Source organism: Acinetobacter sp. PC34 (assembly GCF_051789135.1).
GTDB lineage: Bacteria > Pseudomonadota > Gammaproteobacteria > Pseudomonadales > Moraxellaceae > Acinetobacter > Acinetobacter johnsonii.
In genome coordinates this window covers 1250450-1273753 of sequence record NZ_CP196664.1, presented here as the reverse complement: position 1 = coordinate 1273753, position 23304 = coordinate 1250450, and the positions used below count along the sequence as shown (strand labels likewise).

General features: G+C 41.7%; 19 protein-coding genes and 1 pseudogene. 14 read left to right on the top strand and 6 right to left on the bottom strand.

Annotated features, from left to right (window positions below; translation table 11 throughout):
* Positions 1 to 57: 57 nt before the first annotated feature.
* Positions 58 to 1194: an acyl-CoA dehydrogenase family protein gene (locus ACSC9N_RS06220; protein WP_010327019.1), complete on the bottom strand. Its 1137-nt coding sequence runs from the start codon at positions 1192 to 1194 to the stop codon at positions 58 to 60.
* 262 nt (positions 1195 to 1456) lie between these two features.
* Entirely contained in the window at positions 1457 to 2227 is a 771-nt protein-coding gene (locus ACSC9N_RS06215; RefSeq protein ID WP_010327020.1) for a 3-hydroxyacyl-CoA dehydrogenase, read from the bottom strand.
* Positions 2228 to 2370: 143 nt separating this feature from the next.
* On the opposite strand from ACSC9N_RS06215, the gene ACSC9N_RS06210 reads away from it, so the two are divergent.
* The 6 genes and pseudogenes from ACSC9N_RS06210 to ACSC9N_RS06185 all read left to right on the top strand — a co-directional run bounded on the left by ACSC9N_RS06210 (position 2371) and on the right by ACSC9N_RS06185 (position 8915).
* Positions 2371 to 3396 (top strand): AraC family transcriptional regulator, encoded by a 1026-nt coding sequence (locus tag ACSC9N_RS06210; RefSeq protein WP_029575051.1) that lies wholly within the window; start codon positions 2371 to 2373, stop codon positions 3394 to 3396.
* Positions 3397 to 3724: 328 nt separating this feature from the next.
* On the top strand, positions 3725 to 5047 hold the full coding sequence (locus ACSC9N_RS06205) for a sphingomyelin phosphodiesterase (RefSeq protein ID WP_439036136.1): 1323 nt from the start codon (positions 3725 to 3727) through the stop codon (positions 5045 to 5047).
* 9 nt (positions 5048 to 5056) lie between these two features.
* A complete protein-coding gene (locus ACSC9N_RS06200) occupies positions 5057 to 6016 on the top strand; it encodes a hypothetical protein (protein WP_010327023.1) in 960 nt (319 codons plus the stop codon).
* A gap of 477 nt (positions 6017 to 6493) precedes the next feature.
* On the top strand, positions 6494 to 6847 hold the full coding sequence (locus ACSC9N_RS06195; protein ID WP_029575052.1) for a hypothetical protein: 354 nt from the start codon (positions 6494 to 6496) through the stop codon (positions 6845 to 6847).
* 288 nt (positions 6848 to 7135) lie between these two features.
* A pseudogene (locus tag ACSC9N_RS06190) lies at positions 7136 to 8094 on the top strand (aliphatic sulfonate ABC transporter substrate-binding protein).
* Positions 8094 to 8915: an ABC transporter permease gene (locus tag ACSC9N_RS06185; protein ID WP_010327026.1), complete on the top strand. Its 822-nt coding sequence runs from the start codon at positions 8094 to 8096 to the stop codon at positions 8913 to 8915. The pseudogene ACSC9N_RS06190 and the gene ACSC9N_RS06185 overlap by 1 nt, the downstream one beginning before the upstream one ends.
* Before the next feature lie 56 nt (positions 8916 to 8971).
* Here the strand turns inward: ACSC9N_RS06185 and prmC are convergent, their stop codons facing one another.
* Both prmC and prfA read right to left on the bottom strand, forming a co-directional pair.
* Positions 8972 to 9790, bottom strand: coding sequence for a peptide chain release factor N(5)-glutamine methyltransferase (gene prmC, locus ACSC9N_RS06180; RefSeq protein WP_010327027.1), 819 nt, complete (start codon positions 9788 to 9790; stop codon positions 8972 to 8974).
* Positions 9790 to 10878: a peptide chain release factor 1 gene (gene prfA / locus ACSC9N_RS06175; protein ID WP_010327028.1), complete on the bottom strand. Its 1089-nt coding sequence runs from the start codon at positions 10876 to 10878 to the stop codon at positions 9790 to 9792. The genes prmC and prfA overlap by 1 nt, the downstream gene beginning before the upstream one ends.
* Before the next feature lie 461 nt (positions 10879 to 11339).
* On the opposite strand from prfA, the gene ACSC9N_RS06170 reads away from it, so the two are divergent.
* The 4 genes from ACSC9N_RS06170 (at position 11340) to ACSC9N_RS06155 (ending at position 14611) form a co-directional block, all read left to right on the top strand.
* The gene (locus tag ACSC9N_RS06170; RefSeq protein ID WP_010327029.1) at positions 11340 to 11765 is read left to right on the top strand and encodes a glycine zipper domain-containing protein; all 426 of its coding nucleotides are present in this window, start codon (positions 11340 to 11342) and stop codon (positions 11763 to 11765) included.
* A 224-nt stretch (positions 11766 to 11989) separates the two neighbouring features.
* Positions 11990 to 12517 carry a hypothetical protein gene (locus tag ACSC9N_RS06165; RefSeq protein WP_010327030.1) on the top strand — a complete coding sequence of 176 codons (528 nt, stop codon included), beginning with the start codon at positions 11990 to 11992 and terminating at the stop codon, positions 12515 to 12517.
* Between the two features lie 287 nt (positions 12518 to 12804).
* Positions 12805 to 13806 carry an LLM class flavin-dependent oxidoreductase gene (locus tag ACSC9N_RS06160; protein WP_010327031.1) on the top strand — a complete coding sequence of 334 codons (1002 nt, stop codon included), beginning with the start codon at positions 12805 to 12807 and terminating at the stop codon, positions 13804 to 13806.
* A 241-nt stretch (positions 13807 to 14047) separates the two neighbouring features.
* The gene (locus ACSC9N_RS06155) at positions 14048 to 14611 is read left to right on the top strand and encodes a hypothetical protein (RefSeq protein ID WP_010327032.1); all 564 of its coding nucleotides are present in this window, start codon (positions 14048 to 14050) and stop codon (positions 14609 to 14611) included.
* A 34-nt stretch (positions 14612 to 14645) separates the two neighbouring features.
* Here the strand turns inward: ACSC9N_RS06155 and ACSC9N_RS06150 are convergent, their stop codons facing one another.
* Positions 14646 to 15320 (bottom strand): hypothetical protein, encoded by a 675-nt coding sequence (locus ACSC9N_RS06150; RefSeq protein WP_010327033.1) that lies wholly within the window; start codon positions 15318 to 15320, stop codon positions 14646 to 14648.
* 132 nt (positions 15321 to 15452) lie between these two features.
* Complete coding sequence (gene ppsR, locus ACSC9N_RS06145) at positions 15453 to 16289, bottom strand: posphoenolpyruvate synthetase regulatory kinase/phosphorylase PpsR (protein ID WP_005400687.1); 837 nt, start codon at positions 16287 to 16289, stop codon at positions 15453 to 15455.
* A 156-nt stretch (positions 16290 to 16445) separates the two neighbouring features.
* On the opposite strand from ppsR, the gene ppsA reads away from it, so the two are divergent.
* The 4 genes from ppsA (at position 16446) to cyoB (ending at position 23301) form a co-directional block, all read left to right on the top strand.
* Complete coding sequence (gene ppsA, locus ACSC9N_RS06140; RefSeq protein ID WP_004982030.1) at positions 16446 to 18824, top strand: phosphoenolpyruvate synthase; 2379 nt, start codon at positions 16446 to 16448, stop codon at positions 18822 to 18824.
* A 343-nt stretch (positions 18825 to 19167) separates the two neighbouring features.
* The gene (locus tag ACSC9N_RS06135) at positions 19168 to 19935 is read left to right on the top strand and encodes an RDD family protein (protein ID WP_010327034.1); all 768 of its coding nucleotides are present in this window, start codon (positions 19168 to 19170) and stop codon (positions 19933 to 19935) included.
* 300 nt (positions 19936 to 20235) lie between these two features.
* Positions 20236 to 21309, top strand: coding sequence for a ubiquinol oxidase subunit II (gene cyoA / locus ACSC9N_RS06130; protein WP_004696450.1), 1074 nt, complete (start codon positions 20236 to 20238; stop codon positions 21307 to 21309).
* Positions 21310 to 21312: 3 nt separating this feature from the next.
* Entirely contained in the window at positions 21313 to 23301 is a 1989-nt protein-coding gene (cyoB, locus tag ACSC9N_RS06125; RefSeq protein WP_004982033.1) for a cytochrome o ubiquinol oxidase subunit I, read from the top strand.
* The last annotated feature ends 3 nt before the right edge of the window (positions 23302 to 23304 follow it).

Sequence of the window (23304 nt, the reverse complement as noted above, 5' to 3'; positions counted from 1 at the left end):
ATCCCTCAATGAAAATGCAGGCTTTGAACATCGACCAAGGTCTAAAACTAAGTCGACTTAAACCTTGGTGACTTCACGTGCAATGACAAGACGCTGGATATCAGACGCTCCTTCATAAATCTGGCTCACACGGACGTCCCGATAAATTCGTTCAACAGGAAAATCTGAAACATAGCCATAGCCACCATGAATTTGAATCGCATCAGAACAAACACGCTCCGCCATGGTTGAGGCAAACAGTTTGGCCATAGAGGCTTCTTTTAAACACGGCAATCCTGCATCCTTCAAAGTGGCTGCATGGAAAATTAACTGACGTGCAGCTTCAATTTGCGTCGCCATATCGGCTAAACGAAAAGCAACTGCCTGATGTTGTACAATTTCAACACCAAAGGCTTTACGGTCATTGGCATATTCAACCGCAGCATCTAAAGCGGCGCGAGCCATGCCCACTGATTGCGCAGCAATACCAATGCGTCCCGACTCCAAATTTGAAAGCGCAATTTTATAACCTTCGCCTTCAGCACCTAGCAAATGATCAGCAGGAATGCGGCAGTTCTCCAAAACAATGGTTGCCGTATCCGAACAGTGCTGCCCCATCTTTTCTTCTATACGAGAGACAATATAGCCTTCGGTATCGGTTGGGACTAAAAAGCAAGAAATGCCTTTCTTCCCCGCAGCTTTGTCTGTGACTGCGAAAACCAAAGCGACTTGAGCATGCTTACCTGTGGTAATGAATTGTTTAGTTCCATTCAGCACCCATTCATCGCCCTCACGAACGGCCTTGCATTCCAACGCTCCAGCATCTGAGCCTGCTTGTGGTTCAGTGAGACAAAAGCACCCTAACCACTCACCTGTGGCAAGCTTGCTTAAATATTTCTGCTTTTGCTCATCAGTTCCATAACGCTGGGTAATGCCACACGGCAGTGAGTTTTGCACACTGACAATGGTCGAAATAGCACCATCACCTGCTGCAATTTCCTCAAGTGCCACCACCAGTGAAATATAATCTAAGCCTGCACCACCCCACTCAGGTGAAACAGTTATACCCAAAGCACCTAACTCACCCAGCTCTTTAAGTTCTTGCGCAGGAAACTGTGCGGTTTTGTCACGTTCAGCTGCAGTTGGTTTCAGTTTTTCCTGCGAATAACTACGCAGCATATCCTGAACCATTTTTTGTTCTTCATTTAAAAGCATGGAGTATCCCTTCTCTATTCAGGTTATTAAATTTAATAAATATTTGATACACGGCGACCCATTCGCAACCTGAAAGCCTTTCAAAAGATAATGTTTCTGCGAGAAAGTAGTCTGTAAATTTAATAAAACAGGTTTTGCGAATGGAGATGGTTTTGCCTACTTTTCCCGAAAGAAAAGTAGGTCGAACCGAAGGTTATAAGAAGCCCTTACTTATCGAAGCAAAGACTCCGTCATAAACTCAAAGATCACAAGTCAAAATAGATTATTTAGGCTGCATACGAATCGCGCCATCTAAACGAATCACTTCACCATTCAAATAGCTATTTTCAAAAATATGCCCCACAAGCTGAGCAAACTCTTGAGGTTTTGCCAACCGCTTCGGAAATGGCACCATTTCACCCAACGCATCTTGTACATTTTGCGGCATCGCCTTCAACATTGGCGTTTCCATAATGCCTGGAGCAATGGTCATCACTCGAATTTTCTCACGTGCTAGTTCACGTGCCAGCGGTAAAGTCATTGAAACCACAGCGCCCTTAGAGGCTGCATAAGCGGTCTGGCCAATTTGTCCGTCATAGGCTGCAACCGAAGCTGTATTCACAATCACTCCGCGTTCTTCTTCACCGGCTTGAGGTTCATATTTCGCGATTAACTGCGCAGCAAAACGCAGCATATTAAAAGTACCTGAGACATTGATGTTTAATACTTTTTGGAATAACGCCAGCTCATGAATACCATCACGACCCAACACTTTGGCTGAAGGCGCTACACCTGCGCAGTTCACCAAACCATTCAATTGCCCATATTCAGCCTCGACTTCTTGGAAGAAACTTTGCACAGCGTGCTCATCAGTAACATCGAGGCTTTTAAACTGAGCATTTTCACCCAACTCACGCTGTAGCTCTTCACCTAAAGCTTGGTTCATATCCACCAAAATGACTTTCGCACCTTGTTCAATCAAATGACGTGCTGTTGCTGCACCTAAACCCGATGCTCCACCCGTGACGACAAAAACCTTCCCTTGAATCTTCATTTATTTTTCCTTGTATGATTGAATGCTACGACTTAAGAAGAAATGTAAACACAGAAGCACTTGAGTACAATTTCCAAATATTGCATCTTCCATGATGGTTTTGGACAATGCTCAAAATGCACAATAAAAATATGGAAGCCACTATGACTGCATCGGAACATGCAAACGCCCAGAAAGATTCCATTTCAATTGCTTTGGTACACGAAGCATTGTTTGAAGCTGAAAAGCAGGGATATGCAGTTGCTGATATTTTGAAAAATGCAGGCATCAATAGCGAATTGTTAAGTGCGACAAAAGCACGAGTCTCAGTCAATCAATATGCACAGCTCTGGACTGAACTGGCCAATGTGATGAATGATGAGTTCTTTGGGATGGATCGCCATGCTATGCGCCGTGGCAGTTTTCAGTTTTTATCTAAATCACTATTACACACCACCCAGTTGGACCAAGCCATTCAGCATATTTTGCAGTTTATGAATCTGGTACTAGACGACTTTAGCAGTCAACTCATGGTGCAAGAGCATTATGCCTATATTGTGATTTATGAACGACAACAGCCCAAGCGTATGTTTAGTTACGCAACTTACATCATGCTGATTCATGCCCTAATGTGTTGGCTAGTGGGTCAACGGGTGATTTTGAATCAAATTCAACTCAAATGTGATGCACCTACAGATGACATCGACTACAAAGTTCGTTTTTGTGAAAATATCCAGTATCAAATGGCTGAAAACTATATTCAGTTCGATGCCAATTATTTAAAAATGCCCATAAAACAGTACAGTAAATCGTGGTATCAATTTATTCAGCAAACCCCACATATTTTACTGACCCGTTATAAAAACCCACATTCAACCAGTGCCCAAATTCGTCGCTATTTAATGCAAGACCCCCCGATACAGTGGCTTGAACTGTCTGAAATTGCCCATCATTTCAATATGTCTGAGGCAACTATTCAGCGTCGACTGAAAAGTGAGGGTTTCAGTTATCAACAGCTCAAAAATGATATACGCCGTGATATGGCGATTGAGCTGCTCAGTAACAGCCAAGTATCATTACAAGACATTAGCACTGAACTCAATTTTCATGATCCGAGTGCTTTTCATCGTGCTTTTAAAAAGTGGACTGGGGTCAGCCCTGGCGCTTATCGTCAAAATAAGGATACTTAACTTCAGTCGATTGGTATAAGCAACTACGAAACGCTCTTGCTCTTTCTACATAACAAATAACCGACCCATAAAATTCTCTCGTTAAAGTAAAACCTTATCATTCTATTGTTCTAGCTTTGGTTTTGATTTTCCAAATAAAATGTCAACAGGGCTTATAAATTAAATTGATTTTTTGATGCTCATTCATCGGAAAATCAGGGCGCTGTCGCACTTTGTCACTGACTTAAAAAAATTACCTGCCATAGTGATCTCGTCATATTGTTTTACACAATATTGAATAAAAACATCATGGAGGGAACACATGAGCACCCAATTAAATAAAAACTTAATGAAAAATATCGGATGGTTATTATTATTGCTGTGCAGTCAGCCAGTGATAGCCGACTCATACGTTTATGTGACCAATACCACCCCTGAAACAGTCTCCGTTAATGTTAACCATCACGGTACACGCACCTTAACGCAAGGGAGTCAATGGGCCCAAGAAGCCACCCAAATTGCACCTTATGAAACCAAACGTGTACTGCGTTTTAACCGTTATACAGGGGTAAAGTCAGGTCAGACTTATAATTTTGATACCGTGATTACAGGCGGTGGTTCAAGCGTCACCCTGAAGCAATCCATGACCGGCACTTGGTCTGGCAGTGATATTAAACACTCTGCATCTGGCAGTGATTTTTCTGCACCATGGTTTAACGACCGTAACATTCAGCGCTTCAACACCAATTATGCAGGAAAAACGGCACAGACTGCGTTTAAAGCTGAGTACACTGGTGGTTATGACGACTTCCACTACACTATCCATCAAAATACCGTGCCAGAACCCGTCGCCAGCAGTGCTGATGAGTTTAAAGTTTTAACCTACAATATTTATGCGCTTCCTTTAGTAGGAAGTAAAATTGATTCGCGTTTAGAGCAACTGCCGCAAAACCTAAAAGGCTACGACGCGATCTTATTCCAAGAAACCTTTGCTTCTGGTCGTACCGCCATGTTGGCCAAATTAGCGCAGGAATATCCGTACCAAACCTATATTCCAATCGGTTCAGGTTTCAATATCTATGACAGCGGCATATTGGTTGCAAGTCGCCATCCAATTGTAAAAACGGATCATTTTATTTACCCGAGCTGTACAGGGATTGACTGTTTTGCCGATAAAGGCGTGATTTATGCTGAAATTCTCAAGAATGGCAAAGCCTATCATGTGACCTCCACACATACCGCATCGTTTGATACCGACGCGGCACGTGATATGTGCCAGCAACAATTTAAGCAAATCCGCGCTTTGGTCGATAAGCAAAATATTCCATCATTTGATGCAGTGCTCATGGGCGGTGACTTTAATGTCAACAAACTCCTGTGGCCGCAAGATTATGCGCAAATGCAAATTAACTTGAATTGTACAGTACCAGTCAGCACAGGATATACCGCATCGACCTTCGATCCACGAGTGAATAAACTCGCAGGTGCAGGACTCACGGGTGGCTCTACCGTAGAGTATTTAGACTACGTGGTGTCATCCAATAACCACCGTCAGCCTATGCAAGCACGTAATGATGTCCGCATTCTTCGCTCGGCTGCCGACCCTGTATTTATGACTTGGGACTTATCTGACCACTTCCCAGTAATGGGTCAATTCCAATACAACCCATAAGGAAGAACAATGAAGCGCTTTGGGCTTATCGCTTTGGTGCTGAGTGTATTGGTGATCGGTGTGGTGATATGGTTGGGCCTTGGCTCATCATATGCCACATCGGGTCAAACTCAGGCATCCTCACCGTCCCTTACAGAGACTGCTCAACCCAGCAGTTTGCAAGAGAAGCTTGCCGCTGCAAACAATGACGAGTCAAAAATGCAGCAACAACAGCAACAAGAATCCATCCAACAAATCATTCAACATTTTCAAAAAAATCCGGGCAATATCACACAATTCTTAAACCAGTTACAGCAAAACTGCCCTGATACCAACTGTCAGGCGTTATTAAAACAGGTACTGGCCGAATATCCAGATCAACAGTTTGCCCAGACTTTAAAACAATTGATAGAACGCCTACCACTGTACGAAAAAGAAATGCAAGCTAAAACCATGTCCACACAAATGACACCGCAACAGCGTTATCAGGAGATTTGGAACTTACGCGAACAGACTTTAGGTAAGCAAGAAACACAACTCGGCTTTGCTGAAGAAAAAGAGTTTGCCAGCTATCAGTTTGCTTATGGTGAGCTCTTGAGCCGCGCACTACACATGACCTTACAACAACGGCTGAGTGAACTTTCACAACTACAGCAACAATATAAAAACCCGAGCAAAAATATTGATGGTCAAAGTGGTAGTTATGATAAAGCCCTTAAATTGGCTTTAATTGGCGTCACCGACCCAATACAACAGCAAGAAATTACCCAACAAATTCGTAACAGCTACTTTTCAGGCAAAGAAGCGGCGCAGTTGGCTGAACGCGAACAACAAGTCGCTCGACAACAACAACAGATCGCCAGTTATCAATCTGAACTTGCTGCTCTCAACCAAGAAATGAACCAGCAAAAACAAAACTTAGCTGAAATTGCATGGCAGCAGCAATATCAACTCCGTCTAGAACAACTGAGGCAAAAGCACTTTAACTAGTGGCTTAAACGTTCATCATTCTCCACATCAAACAAAGACAGCTAAAGCAAGGTGATATACCTCATGTTGCTTTAGCATGTCCTTATAAATTGCAATTCCACAATGTTTTGAGTTCGCATCAGTGATGCGTAAAATAAAGACCATTGCAACAAAGATATTAACAAGTTATTACTTTTCAATACTTTAAAAATAATTCCAATAACTTTTCAATTGAAGTCCCTCGATAGTCCGCATTGAATACTTCTTTTGATCGATCCGAGACCATTGCAACAGTAGTGTAAAATGTAAACATGCTCTCAATTTAATAAATTTAATCTTTTCATTTACTTAACAAATCCATCTTTCATTTATCGGAATCTATTTGCAAAAAGTTCCAAAATGGATTATTTTTCAACCAATTTTAAAGCATTCTTTAATGCTTATTTTCTGGCTGTACTCCCCCTGTTTAATCACCTTATTTCTTTTAAAGGTTATGACATGCTTAAAATGATTGATGTTCTCGATCAACGTCTGGTGCAAAACTTTACTCAAGCTTTGCAGTCTCCTACCCCACAATTTGAAGAGCAACTGGATCAAGGTATTCTCAATGCATCAGACCTTGAATTAAATCATGCTGTTACTGCATTTTTTAATGAAGTTAATGCGATTGAAGCTGCTCAAGCGTTGGATATTAGCGCTGACCGTATTCAAGCCCTGCAGTTAGGTGCATCGTTTAAAGATGAACAATATTTAGCTGATCTAAAGAAAATTGTGACACTTTGTCTTGCACTTGAAACAGATGCTTTAGAGCAAGTTGAAGTGTTTGACAGCTTACAAGACTATCCTATGTAAACTTGCAAGCCCTTAAAAAAGCGACTATTACAGTCGCTTTTTTACATTCAAAATGAATGATTTAGTTATGCAATCTTCATATAAGAAGAAATTATTCTATGCTTTTTTAAAGTTATTCTATACTCCAAAAACTACACAAAGCTCAACATACTTATTAAAATTCAGACACTTAAATCAAGATTATCTACTTATTTCAATTTAGTATTTTGTTATCCATTTTTCTTTTTTTATTTTTCGCATACATCAGGTTAAAAGAACTCACAAATGAACTTATTTAAATGATGCAAAATGAAAAACTTTAAACTACTGAGCACTTCACTGATTTTAGGTTTGATCGGCACTTATACCCATGCCGCTGTTCCAAACACGCTCAAACTCGATTATGCCTACTACGCACCAACCAGCCTTGTGGTGAAAGAACAAAAACTGTTAGAAAAAGCCTTACCTAAAACTGAAATTAAATGGGTGTTTAGCCAAGGCAGTAACCGCTCGCTGGAATATTTAAATAGCGGCAGTGTCGATTTTGCTTCAACCGCTGGACTTGCAGCCGTACTCAGTCGTGCCAACGGCAGTCCAATCAAGACCGTTTATATCCAAAGCCAACCTGAATGGACTGCTTTGGTGGTTGCTAAAAACTCCCAAATTAAAAGCCTAAAAGACTTAAAAGGAAAAAAATTGCCGCAACCAAAGGCACAGATCCATTTCTATTTACCTTACAAGCGCTGGATACAGTGGGTCTAAATAAACGTGATGTTCAACTGGTTCATTTACAACATCCAGATGGAAAAACAGCTTTAGAACGTGGTCAAGTCGATGCTTGGGCAGGCTTAGATCCATTGATGGCATCGGCACAAGTGCAATCTGGCGCAAAACTGTTGTATCGAAATATTGGGTTTAACAGCTATAGCGTACTCAGTGTCAAAGAGTCTTTTACTCAGCAAAGTCCCGAAGCCATTGAAGCAGTGATTAAAGCTTATGAGCAAGCACGTAAATGGGCCAAAGCTAATCCAGAGAAATTGGCGGAGTTACTGGCACGTGAGTCCAAACTTCCGTTGAATGTCGCAAAATTACAATTAAGCCGTACCAACTTTGATCAAAACATTCCGTCAGCCAAACAGATTGCCGAATTACAAAAGTCTGGCGGCATTTTAAATGAAGAAGACTTAGTCCGTAAAGGCACCAATGTTAATCAAATCGTGACTCAGTTGTTTAAACCACAATATGCACAAAAGGTTGTAAGCAAATAATGACCAAGTCAGTCGCGAGCTCTTTCAGCCCTATTGTAGTGAAAAAGAGTTCCTCATTTCAGTTGAAATTGAAGAGTGTTCTCAAAGCGATCACCCTTCCAGTGCTCTTACTGATTGCTTGTGAATATCTGGTCCGTGCAGGTTTTATTGAACCTTATTTATTGCCTGCCCCCAGTAGTCTATGGCAAACCTTTCTAGATTTATGGCAGGCAGATTTATGGATGCATGTCTGGACCAGTACATGGAGAGTGTTTTTAGGCTTTTTTATTGGGAGTGCCCTGGCTTTAATATTTGCGATTTTGGTGGGACTCAATAAACAGGTTGAAGCGTTTTTAGAACCCAGTTTTTCAGCGATTAAATCCATCCCGAGTTTAGCTTGGATTCCTCTACTTTTACTGTGGCTGGGAATTGATGAAGCATCGAAGATTACCTTGATTGCGATTGGCGCATTTTTTCCGACTTATACCAACACGGTCGCGGCTATTAAAGGTGTCGATCGTAAGCTCATCGAAGTTGCACAAGTCTATCGGCTGAAATACTGGCAGCAAGTACAACAGATTATTTTGCCTGCAGCGTCTCCGGGGATCTTAACGGGACTGCGCAACAGTTTAAGTTTGGCATGGATGTTTATGATTGCCGCAGAGCTCATTGCAGCAACACAAGGCATTGGCTACTTACTGAGTGATGGCCGAGAAACTTCACGCCCCGATATTGTGATCTTAGCAATTATTCTTCTAGCCGTGCTCGGAAAACTCAGTGATAGCATCATGAAGGCCATTGAGACTTGGCTCCTGCGTTGGCGTGACGTATTTGGAACATAAGGTAGAAAAAATAAAAGCGCATCGAATGCGCTTTTATTTTGGAGGGAACAATGAAATTATTGTGTCCACTGCCCTAATGTAACGCGGTCATTCCCACCATAATCTTTCACAGTCCGGACTTGTTTATAGCCCGCCTCTTTAAAGATTTTCTGTACAGCGTCAGCTTGATCATAACCATGCTCAAGCACCACCCAACCATCGAGGGTTAAATGCTTTTTGCCTTGCTGGATAATGACTTTTAAATCAGCCAAACCATGATCCGCAGCAACTAGAGCACGTTCAGGCTCAGTTGCTAAGTCTTGCATGTGAGCATCATCGGCATCGATGTACGGCGGGTTCGAGACAATCACATCAAAAAACTTTCGATTTAGCGGTGCAAACCAACTGCCACACACAAAAGTCACATCATTTAAGTCATGCTTTTCTGCATTTTGCTGCGCAACGGCTAAAGTTGGCTCATAAATATCGGTCGCCGTGATGTCCCATGTGTCCCGTTCACAGGCCAACGAAAGCGCAACCGCACCCGTCCCCGTACCTAAATCGACAATTCGGGCATCTTCAGGTAAGTCTAAACGTAATACAGTTTCTACCAGTACCTCGGTATCTGGACGTGGTACTAAAGTGTCAGGAGTGACAATCAGATCCAATGTCCAAAACGGCTGTGAACCTGTCACATAGGCCAAAGGTTCACCTGCTTCGATTCGTGCCAAAGCAGTAACATATGCTTGCTCTTGTTCATCGGTCAGCACTTGATCTTTTTTCATAACCAAATCGAAAGAATCAATTTTGGTAATGTGTTCCAACAACCATGCGTTCTCTTGACGTTCGTAACTCTCGGCTTCACCACGTAAAGCCAAAGCTTGGGCAATATTCATTATCCACCATTCTGCTGTGCAAGCATCGCAAGCTGATCTGCTTGATATTCACGATGTAAGCTATCTAATAGTTCAGTTAAATCGCCTTCCATAACTGCGTCTAACTTGTATAAAGTTAAGTTAATACGGTGATCGGTCATACGACCTTGCGGGTAGTTATAGGTACGGATACGTTCTGAACGATCGCCCGAGCCAACCAAGTCACGGCGCATTTCAGAAGTTGCTGCATCAGCTGCTGCACGTTTTGCACTTTCCAAGCGTGAAGCAAGTAAAGCCATCGCTTTGGCTTTGTTCTTATGTTGTGAACGTTCTTCCTGACATTCCACCACGGTTCCTGTTGGAATGTGGGTAATACGCACAGCCGAATCGGTTTTGTTGATGTGCTGACCACCCGCACCTGAGGCACGGTAGGTATCAATACGTAAGTCTGATGCATTAATCTCGACCGTTGTATCGACATCAATTTCAGGCAAAATCGCAACGGTACACGCCGAAGTATGCACACGACCTTGAGACTCTGTTGCAGGTACACGTTGTACACGATGCGCGCCACTTTCAAACTTCAAGCGGCCGTAAACGCCTTCACCATTCACCAAGCAAATGATTTCTTTATAACCACCGTGTTCGCCTTCATTTTCAGACAACACTTCAATACGCCAGCCTTGTGATTCAGCGTACTTACTATACATGCGGTATAAGTCACCCGAGAAAATAGCGGCTTCATCACCACCTGTTCCCGCTCGAATTTCCAAATATGCAGAGTTCGCATCATTTGGATCTTTCGGAATCATTAAGATATTTAAATCAGCTTCTAAAGACGCAATAATAGCTTTATTTTCTTTAATTTCTTCAACAGCCATTTCCTTAAAATCAGGATCTGACAGCATCGCTTCAGCCGTTTCAATATCAGCTTCTGCTTGTTTGTACTTGGTCCACACTTCTGCGATTTCACTTAAATCACTATGTTCACGTGACAACTGACGAAAGCGTTTGTTATCCGAAATGACTTCTACATCTGCAAGTAATGCTGTTAATTCTTCGTGACGGTCAGAAAGTTGATCTAATCGTAAACGTAACGATTCTTTCATTAGGAAAATATCTCAATATAAAGGCTGCAATACAGTTTCACAGCACCAAAAAATTTGCGCTTAGTTTAACGGCTCTATCACGCAAAGAACATCTTTATTCAATCCTGAGCGACGTTTACTTTATACGCCTCAGTAGATTGATACACTTTTAAAGCGTGTTTATGCACTTACTAACGCTTAAAAAATGCAAAACAGCTTATTTCATATACATTTTTTAAATAGGTCATTTCAGCTCAAAATTCAGAGTGTGAACTGCATCACTCCTAGGTTTATCCACATTTGCACGGTTTTGGATAAATTTCATTCTGCTTATTCACATTTGTAATAAAACTGATACAAACAAGAAACCAACGGGTTTCAATTTAGTTTTAACTCTCCACAATTAACTGGAATCTTTTTGTTACATTAGCCACATCGAAAAAAGTAAGACAGTTCAACCAATGTTGGACATGGAGAAACACATGAAACTTAATACACTCTTAATTTCAGCAACATTAGCAACGGCATCTATGTTTACTGCAACTGCGTATGCAGACAGCACAACTCGCGTTGCAGCAGCCAGTGCTTTAGGTAGTGTTGCAGGGACAGCAATTGGTAAAAACATGGGCGGCACAACTGGTGCAACTATTGGCGCAGCACTTGGTGGTGCAGGTGGTGCAGCAGTTGCAAGTGACAAACGTCATCGTACTGAATCTGCTATTGGCGGTGCGATCGGTGGTGGTGCGGGCTATACCGTAGGTAAAAGCATGGGCGGAACCAATGGTGGCTACGTGGGTTCTGCATTAGGTGCAGCGGGCGGTGCAGCACTCGGCAACAAAATCTCAAAAGATAAACAGTATGACTCTTACCATGGTAAAAAATGGAAGAAAAAACATAAACACCATTAATTAGCTGCATCGTAAAGATGTCATTGAAAGCACCTTCGGGTGCTTTTTTATGGCACAGATTTAGACGCAACAACACATCAGCCAAACTGGTAGAAAATACGAAGAGTCGTTACACAGCACTTACCAAAGCAACGGTTTCGATAAAATTTCTCTTCATTATTCTTCCCACTTGTTTCGCTAAAGTGAAATCAAGACAAAATAGACATGCTCTTAGGAGTTTAAAAATGAAAATTAAATCAATTTTAATGAGTACCGTAATTGCAGCTTCAGCATTAACGATGACCACAACATATGCAGGTAATACAACCAATACTGCACTAACATCTGCATTAGGTGGTGTTGTCGGTGCCGCGATTGGTAACCAAATGGGTGGACAAACAGGCGCGATGATTGGTTCTGCCATTGGTGGTGGTGCAGGTGCAGCTGCTTCAGCCAACAAACGTGACCGTAATGGTGCAATCATTGGTGGAGCACTCGGTGGTGCTGGTGGTTATACCGTAGGTAAAAACATGGGCGGTACCAATGGTGGGTATATTGGCGCAGGTCTAGGTTCAGCGGGTGGTGCAGTTCTGGGTAAAAAAGTCTCTGAAGACCGTCGTTATGATGACGAATATGACCGCCGTTACGACGACCGTTATGATCGTCGTTATGACAGCCGTGGCTACCGTAATAGCAATTATAAATATAATGGTCGCAACTACCGTGGTGACAATGGCCGTCACTTGGGCTGGTACAAAAACGGGAAACGTTAAGCACCGCATAAAACATTTTCAAATAAAAGAGCACCTTCGGGTGCTTTTTATTTATCTGACAACTACACTCAAAAAAATACTACATTGTTATGCTAAATACAGTAATCCCCTTTTTTTGTTTTAAATGCATATGTGGCTAGTGCGGTTCAACGATATTGAATAGATATTTAGTTTCATTTTTAAATCAACACCTTATATAAAACAACTACAATATCGAATAAAATCGATATACAAAATAGCAGTTATATCGTATTATTTCGATATATGAAACGAAACTGAGAACTAGAATGCGCACGTTGTCCGAGACTCAATTTTCTATTTTAGAATTAGCTCCTGTCCGCGAAGATCAAACTGTACAACTCACTCTACAACATAGCTTAAAATTGGCTCAACAAGCTGAGCATTTAGGCTATAGCCGTCTTTGGCTTGCAGAACATCATAATATGGATGGTATTGCCAGCTCTGCAACTGCGGTACTACTTGGCTATTTACTCGCGAATACCTCAACCTTAAAAGTGGGTTCAGGCGGCATCATGCTCCCGAACCATGCCCCGCTGATCGTAGCGGAGCAATTCGGTACGCTTGCGACACTCTATCCAAACCGGATCGAATTAGGTTTAGGTCGAGCACCAGGTACAGACCAAGTGACCATGCGAGCACTTCGCCGTGGCCGTCAAGAAACTGAAGATCAGTTCCCACAAGATGTCTTAGAAATTCTGCATTACTTTAAAGACGCTGAGCCGAATCAGCGCATCATTGCAACTCCAGGGCAAGGGACACATGTGCCTGTATGGCTACTCGGTTCAAGTTTATTTAGTGCACAACTGGCTGCAAAACTCGGTCTTCCCTACTCTTTTGCATCACACTTTGCACCGCGTATGCTGAAACAAGCGATTCAGCTCTATCGTGAAAACTTTGAACCCTCCGAATACTTATCGAAACCTTATGTATCTATGGGTGTCCCGACGGTCGTTGCTGAAACCGATGCTGAAGCTGAATATCTAGCGACTAGTGCCTACCAACGTGTTTTAGGTCTCATGCGCGGTCAAAGTTTAAAGTTAAAAGCACCGATTGCCAGTATGGACGGTCTATGGTCACCTGCGGAAAAAATGTCAGTAGACAGTTTTTATGCCATGGCCCAAATCGGTTCCAATGGCACGGTGAAAGAAGGCTTAAAACAGCTTCTTTTAGAATATGATGTCGATGAATTTATTTTCACCTGTGACATCTATGACACGGACAAGCGTTTAGAAAACTTTGAACGTCTCATGCAGATCAAAAATAACTAAGTACAAATGAAGTGAATCGCCTTATGCGTATTAATGCATACCCATAAGGCGACGTGCATAAATGAATAACCAAAATCTTAGCCGATACTTAAAAAATCCTTAAAGCCCTGCAAAACTGCTGCTATGTCTAGACTAAAGTTAGCGTGACTGCTCAGACAATTTATCACTTTGCTTTTTTAGAGCAAAAGCACTAAAAATAATAAATTAAGGAAAGACGATAAAAAACAATTAAGGATCAAGCATGGTCAATTTGCATTCAACTGACAACGTATCTGGTTTATTTCAAAACCATCCCGAATATTTTCAGCATTTTAAAGGGCAATTGATTACTGCTTCAGAAATTAAACAACATGCTTTTACTGAACAACGTGTCGCAATTATTGGTACCAACCAGCATACAGTAACTGCCCTTGAATCGATTTGTCAGGTCGCTCAATCGGTCTATGTTTTTCAAAATGCGCCACAATTTATCTTGCCAAAAACAGAGCGTGGAATTCAGCGCTTAATTCAACATCCACTGGTTATTAAGAACCGACGCCTATTTAACACACGTATCAAATGCCTACTGGCTTTACGCTTCTTAGAAACCCAAGTTCAAGACCCATGGCTTAGACACCAACTCAAACCTAACTCCGCTGCCGATAAACTTAAATTTTTTAAGTCCGATCATTATTATCATGCCTTACAGCGCGACAACTGTAAGCTAATCACTTGGCCGATCGTCAAAATTCGAGAACATGATATTCAAAGTTTAGATGGAGCTGAATATCCCGTCGATGTGATCATTACCACCTATAGCCATTAACCATATAGGGTAAGTTTCCCTACTTACCCGTTGTTTATTTCGTCACACCTGTATACCGATAGCCTGTATTTGAACGCTGATAACGTAAGTACTTTCCAGTCGGTCGACTGTTTTGATCCAATAAAGTGATATCAAGCTTGTTTAAGTCTTTTGAAACACGAATATATGAACCGCGCTGCTCTTCGTCACAATGACAGTCATAATCTACTTCAATTGAACTTAACTGCTGTTTTTTGGTCTGAAAAACTGGTGTTGCTGTCAAAGCTTGGGCATGCATTTTAAAGGCTTGAATTTGATAGAGACCGTGACAACTATCGCCTTTGTAATAACTTTGAATCAGATAAATCGGCTGTGCACCCCATTTCACTTGATCAATCTTTAAAATATAGCCTGTTTCTAAAGGCTGAAGTTTAGTGGAATTGCTCGATTTCATCTGCACATAGGATGAAAATTCACCCATGGTACCGCCACCACCTACATCAAAGGTATAGAATTTAAGCAGTTGGTCCGGTGAGGCATTAATCTTTAGTCTAAGATTCTCAGTCAATTTGGGGAAAGAATAAGCATAACTTTCTGCATTTTCACGGATTAAATCAACCACATCACTTTCGATCTGTTGATTCACTGCATAAAAATCTAGCGCTGCATATTTTTGATCAATCACCTGCTCAGCCTGCTGAATTGATATATTTTGCGCATATACAGCCATATTAAAATGAGCAAAACAAAATACACCTAATAGGCATTTTGATATTATTTTCATTTGATCTAATCTGTATTTTTATATTGATCAACATTATAAAGCATCATCAATATGACGCTTTATAATGTAATGACAATATCAACCAATGCGACGTTTTAAACCCGTCATTTGGAGTACACGAGTTGAAATTTCTTCAATCGACATTTCCGAGACATTTAAGTATTTAATCCCTTCAGAGATATAAATCCCTTCAATTGCACGAAGCTCCATTTGGCACTGGCTGAAGCTTGCATAACGGCTATTGGCTTTACGTTCAGAGCGAATAGCAACAAGACGTTCAGCATCAATCATCAAACCAAAAAGCTTCTGTTTATGCGCGCGAAGTACCGCAGGTAAACGGTTGTCATCCAAGTCTTCTTCAGTCAATGGATAGTTTGCAACACGAATCCCAAACTGTAATGACAAATAAATTGACGTCGGTGTTTTACCCGAACGTGACACCCCAATCAGAATCAGATCGGCCTTGTCATAGTGGCGTGTACGTGCACCGTCATCGTTATCTAAAGCAAAATGCACCGCATCAATACGTGCTTTATAAGACTCCGAATCGGTCACCGCATGGGTCTGTCCGACTAAAGTTGTAGGCGGTGTTCCCAGCTCCTCAGACAATTTACTAATAAGCCCTTCAAATACATCAAGATTTATAGCATTTGCAGTATTAATAATGTCACGCACGTACGGGTCAACTAAAGTGTCAAAAACCAGTGGCTTTTGTCCGTCTTGTTGTGCCCTTAAATTGATCTCAGCAACCACATTTGTAGCAGCTTCTTCAGAGCTAATATAAGGAATAATATGAATGTCAAAGTCAACATTTGGAAACTGCGCCAATAGCGAGTGCCCAAGGGTTTCAGCGGTAATTGCAGTACCATCAGATACAAAAAAAACGCTCCGCTTAAATTGTTTACTTCCTGACATTAAAATTCTCCTCAAAAATTTGTCTTAGTGCTATATAATCTTTATAGTAAACCGATCTTACATGACTGTCGCTTAGTAAAATCAAAAAGCTAAGTAGATTTGTTATAATCTGATGCCAAGATAGTGATTAAATACTGCAAAAGTGGAGTAACAACTTTGGAAGCGCGCGTAATTGGTCTAGAAAAATTAGGGAAACACGACGTTGAACTTGTAGGTGGGAAAAACTCATCTTTAGGTGAAATGATCAGCCACCTATCAAATGCAGGTGTATCTGTACCAGGTGGCTTTGCTACTACAGCTCAAGCATATCGTGAATTTCTCGAGCAAAGTGGCCTAAACGCTAAAATCAATGCAGAGTTAAAAGTCCTCAATGTTGATGATGTAAATGCTCTTGCTGAAACAGGCGCGAAAATTCGCCAATGGATTGTAGATACTCCACTTACGGCAGAACTCGAACAAGAAGTTCGTAAAGCATTTGCAGAGCTTTCAAACGGCAACCCAGACATCGCGGTTGCCGTTCGTTCTTCTGCGACAGCAGAAGATTTACCAGATGCTTCTTTTGCAGGGCAACAAGAAACCTTCTTAAACATTCGCGGTATCGACAACGTATTGATCGCGATCAAAGAAGTATTTGCATCACTGTATAACGACCGTGCAATTTCTTACCGCGTACACCAAAACTTTGCGCATGATGTTGTGGCTTTATCTGCTGGTATTCAGCGTATGGTTCGCTCTGAAACTGGTGCAGCAGGTGTAATGTTTACACTCGACACTGAATCAGGTTTCCGTGACGTAGTCTTCATCACTGCATCTTATGGTTTGGGTGAAATGGTTGTTCAAGGTGCTGTAAACCCTGACGAATTCTACCTTTCTAAACCTCTTTTAAATGCAGGCAAGCACGCTGTACTCCGCCGTAATCTGGGTTCTAAACACCAAAAAATGATTTATGGTGAAGAAGCATCTGCAGGTAAATCAGTTGTTGTGGTTGATGTTGAAAAACAAGAGCGTCAACAATTCGCATTAAACGACCACGAACTACAAGAACTTGCAAAACAAGCGCTGATCATTGAAAACCATTATGGTTCTCCAATGGACATCGAGTGGGCAAAAGATGGCGATGACGGTCAAATTTATATCGTTCAAGCGCGCCCTGAAACTGTGAAGAGCCGTGAAAATGTCGGCACCATGGAACGCTACCTTTTAAAACAAAAAGGTACTGTGATTTGTGAAGGTCGTTCAATCGGTCAACGTATCGGTTCTGGTAAAGTCCGTATTGTTACATCTATTAAAGAAATGGACAAAGTACAAGATGGTGACGTGCTTGTATCTGACATGACTGACCCAGACTGGGAACCAGTAATGAAGCGTGCCGCTGCAATTGTCACTAACCGTGGTGGTCGTACTTGTCACGCAGCGATTATTGCGCGTGAATTGGGTGTTCCAGCAATCGTTGGTTGCGGTAATGCAACTGAAGTTCTAGTAGACGGTCAGGAAGTGACTGTTTCATGTGCAGAAGGTGATACAGGTTTCATCTACGAAGGCTCTTTAGATTTCGAGATTCAAACCAACTCTATCGAATCGATGCCAGAGCTTCCGTTCAAAGTTATGATGAACGTCGGTAACCCTGACCGCGCATTTGACTTTGCACAAATTCCAAATGAAGGGATTGGTCTTGCACGTCTTGAGTTCATCATTAACCGTATGATCGGTGTCCACCCTAAAGCATTGTTGAACATTGACAGCTTGCCACGTGAAACTCGTGCTGCGGTGATGGCACGTACAGCGGGTTATGCATCGCCAATCGAGTTCTATGTTGAAAAACTGGTTGAAGGTATTTCTACCCTTGCTGCAGCATTTGCAGACAAACCTGTGATCGTTCGTATGTCTGATTTTAAGTCAAATGAATACGCAAACTTGATCGGTGGTAAGTTATACGAACCTGAAGAAGAAAACCCAATGTTGGGCTTCCGTGGTGCAAGCCGTTATGTGTCTGACAACTTCCGTGACTGCTTCGAATTAGAATGCCGCGCGTTGAAAAAAGCACGTGACGAAATGGGCTTAACCAATATTCAAATCATGATTCCTTTCGTACGTACTGTACATGAAGCGAAACGTGTAATTGAATTATTGGCGTTAAACGGACTGAAACGTGGTGAAAATGGTCTGAAAGTGATCATGATGTGTGAGTTACCAACAAACGCATTATTGGCTGAACAGTTCCTGGAACACTTTGATGGCTTCTCTATCGGTTCGAACGATTTAACCCAGTTAACACTTGGTCTAGACCGCGACTCTGGTATTGTGTCTCACCTATTTGATGAGCGTGATCCAGCAGTAAAAGCGCTTCTTTCTATGGCAATTCATGCATGCCGTAAAGCAGGTAAATATGTGGGTATCTGTGGTCAAGGCCCATCAGATCACCCAGATCTTGCGCAATGGCTGATGGAACAAGGTATCGAATCTGTATCACTTAACCCTGACTCAGTATTAGACACTTGGTTCTTCCTTGCTGAAGAGAAAGTTCAAAAAGCTTAACTTTTTGATCCGATAAAAAAGACCCTTTCAAGGGTCTTTTTTTATATCCACTCTTTCAACGCATTCGCATTGAAACAAACGTTTTTATACAAAAACTTAGACTAAGTCTGGCATTCATGCACCAACATCTTGATTGAGAAGAGATCGCATTGCGATAAAGCTAGAAGAAGCAGCATAATCCTTGCTACACTGTCCTGCATTTTGTGTAGTTTTGGTTAATTTTAGCTTGAAATTCTCTAGACTATCCGCATGTTTTATCATAGATTTTTTATTTGTTTTTAATCTAAAAACAAATACATTTATTATTTTAATATCCCAATTTATATTTTGAGATTAAGTTTATATGCAGATTTACTTGGCACGAAATAATCAACAAGCCGGTCCATATACCTTAGAGCAATTGAATCAGATGCTCGCAAGCCAACAAGTTTTATTGACGGATTTAGTTTGGCATCAGGGTATGCCTGAATGGAAAGCTTTAGGTGAACTCACCCAAGGAAAACTGGCGTATGAACCTGTAGGTTATCTACCTCAGCCCCCTATTCCTGAGCCAATACATACGCCAAATCAATTTTCACAGCCAAACCACACAGCGGCGAAAGTTGCTCAACCTGAACTGGCATCAATAGGCACACGTGTCTTAGCCAAAGTCATTGATTTACTTCTTTGGCTCCCTGCCGCTGCGATTCCCTCGTTCTTTTTACAAGCAGATAAATTTGGTGAACTCACTGAAATTCAGCAAAAAATGCAAGCTGCCACCACAGCAACACAGGCCAGTGAACTGCAAGCACAACTGTTCAGTTTGATTCCAACTGAAGCATGGACCACCATGGGCATTTACCTGCTGATTATGCTCGGTATACAGGCCTTTTTCTTAGCAAAAAATGGTCAAAGTATTGGTAAAAAAATCACCAAAATTAAAATTGTAGACGTTGAAACCAACGAAAAAGTCAGCCTTTTACGTGTATTCACATTACGCAGTGTTGTCTTTATTGTACTCAATATGCTGTTCATGCCGTTTATTACCATCGCCGATCACGTCTTTGGTTTAACTGCAAAGCGTCAAACTTTGCACGATAAGCTGGCGAAAACTAAGGTCATTAAGCACTAATTTGAGCATATTTAAGCTGAGGTTTGGCTCACCTCAGTTTTCTGCAGTTTATTGATATTCAAAATAAATCCCTAAATAATTTATAAAATTCCGAGTGAAAAAATCGGTTTTTATAACAGTTATTTAAAGCACCTTTACGTATAGCTTAGTTTGTCGATATGAGGCATAATGCCCTACAACGTAGCGGTGTCTTATGATTGAGAAGTGTTTTAGACTTAAAAAGAAACTTTTCAACCATGCGACACTTTAATCGCTATCCCAATTTTATTAGGGAATGGGACTCTTCACCGAGGTTGTAAAATGAGACAAACGATTTTAGCTGTATTGTCTTTATCTGCGATCGCCGCGCTCTTAACTGGGTGTGGTGGTGATATGGTACTTCTAAACTCAAAAGGTCCAGTTGCACAAGGTCAATCTGACTTAATGATGACTGCGATCTATTTAATGCTATTGGTGGTTATTCCATCAGTCGTAATGGCATTATGGTTTGGTTGGAAATATCGCGCGTCGAATAAAGATGCAGACTATAAACCTACATGGGCACACTCTACTGCAATTGAAATTGTAGTTTGGGGTATTCCTGTCATTATTATTGGTATTCTGGCTTGGTTAACTTGGTGGGGTTCACACAAGTATGACCCTTACCGCCCGCTCGAATCTGATAAAGCACCTGTAAATATTCAAGTCATTGCAGAACAGTTTAAATGGATCTTCATTTACCCTGATCTTAACATTGCGACGGTTAACGAAATTCGTTTCCCTGAAAAAACTCCAGTTGCACTTAAAATTACCTCTAACTTCACGATGAACTCGTTCTTCATCCCTGCGTTAGGTGGTCAAATTTATGCAATGGCAGGTATGCAAACGCACTTGAATTTGTTAGCAGATGGAACTAGCCCAGCTGAAGGCTACCGCGGTTTCTCTTCGAACTATTCAGGCTACGGCTTCTCGCAAATGCGCTTCCGTGCTCACTCTGTAACTGACGCTCAATTCGCTGAATGGGTTGCTGCAGTTAAAGCAGGTAACGGTACAAGCATTAATCCTAAAGCTGTACAAAAAACAATTTTAGATCAAGCTGAATTTGAGTCTTTACGTGACGGTAACCGTGGTAAACACCAAATTGAAGTTTTGATTTCAAAAGCAAAAACTCCTGAAGAGAAGGCTGCTGCTGAGGCAATGAAGCCTTATCCAACTAAGCCACACCCTGTGACTTACTACTCTTCTGTAGAGGAAGGCTTGTTTAAGTCAGTCATCAGCAAATATATGAGCAACTATCACGGTGCTGATCACTCAGCGACTGCGGGTGCTCACGGGGCTGCTTCATCTGAAGCACATGCCGCTGTTGAACCTGCTTCATCAGTTGTAGGGGAATAAGACATGAGCTTCTTAGGTAAGTTAGGTCCGGACGTTATTCCGCACGATCCAATTGTACTGGTCACAGTTGCAATGATGATCTTAGGTGGTATCGCAGTTGTTGCTGGTATTACCTACTTTAAAAAATGGGGCTACTTGTGGAACGAATGGTTCACATCAGTCGACCATAAAAAAATTGGTATCATGTATCTTTTCGTATCGATCATCATGCTTTTGCGTGGTTTCGCCGATGCGATTATGATGCGTCTTCAACTGTTCCTTGCAAAAGGTGGCGGTGAAGGTTATTTACACCCAGAACACTACGATCAGATCTTCACCGCACACGGTGTAATCATGATCTTCTTCGTAGCAATGGGTCTAGTTGTTGGCTTAATGAACATCTCTGTACCACTTCAAATTGGTGCACGTGATGTTGCCTTCCCATTATTAAACTCTCTAAGCTTCTGGTTATTTGCTGGTGCTGCAGGCTTAATGATGGCATCTCTTGCAATTGGTGAATTCGCTGCAACAGGTTGGATGGCTTATCCTCCTCTTTCAGGTATCGAATACTCTCCAGGCGTGGGGGTGGATTACTATATCTGGGCACTTCAGATTTCAGGTTTAGGTACGCTATTAACGGGTGTTAACTTCTTCGTTACCATCATTAAAATGCGCGCGCCTGGTATGTCACTTATGGACATGCCGATCTTTACTTGGACATCTTTGTGTACAGCTGTATTGATCATTGCGTCATTCCCAGTGTTAACAGCAACAATTGCGATGTTAACGCTTGACCGTTACTTCGGTTTCCACTTCTTTACAAATGACATGGGTGGTAGCCCAATGTTGTATGTAAACTTGATTTGGACATGGGGTCACCCAGAAGTTTACATCTTAGTATTACCAGCATTTGGTATTTACTCTGAAGTTGTATCAACGTTCTCTCGTAAAACGTTGTTCGGTTACAAATCAATGGTGTATGCAACAATTGCGATCACAGTACTTGCGTTCGTAGTATGGCTTCACCACTTCTTCACCATGGGTGCTGGTGCGAACGTGAATGCGTTCTTCGGTATCATGACCATGGTTATTGCGATTCCTACTGGTGTGAAAATCTTCTCTTGGTTATTCACAATGTATAAGGGTCGTATCACCTTCACTACTCCTATGTTATGGACGCTTGGCTTCCTTGTAACATTCGGTATTGGCGGTTTAACTGGTGTATTAATGGCGGTTCCACCTGCGGACTTCCTTGTACACAACTCATTGTTCTTGATTGCTCACTTCCATAACGTAATTATCGGTGGTGTGGTGTTTGGTATGTTTGCCGGCATCATTTTCTACTGGCCGAAAATGTTTGGTTGGAAGCTCAATGAAGCATGGGGTAAAGCTGCGTTCTGGTTCTGGTTCTTCGGTTTCTACTTTGCATTCATGCCACTTTATATCCTTGGTTTCATGGGTATGACTCGTCGTTTGAATACATATGACAACCCTGAATGGGATCCGTACATTGCTATTGCATTCTTCGGTTCTGTGTTAGTCGCGATTGGTATTGCATGTTTCGTTATGCAGATTGTTGTTGGTTACTTACAACGCAACGACAACCTCGACCTTACAGGCGATCCATGGGATGGTCGTACACTTGAATGGGCGACTTCGTCTCCTGCTCCGTTCTACAACTTTGCTCACCTTCCAACAATCAATGGTATTGATACGTTCTGGAATGACAAAGAGAATGGCGTAGCGTATGCGAAACCTACTTCATACGAAGACATTCATATGCCAACGAATCGTGCTGCTGGTGTTGTGATTGCCATGTTCATTACTGTTATGGGCTTTGGTTTAATCTGGCATATCTGGTGGTTAGTTGTTGTGATGTTCATCGCTGCTATTATCAGCTTCATCGCATCTTCGTTTACGAAGAAAGTGGACTACTATGTTCCTGCTGCTGAAGTTGAGCGTATTGAAAATGAACGTTACGCGATTCTTGAAAAACATTTGAAGAAGGACTAAGAC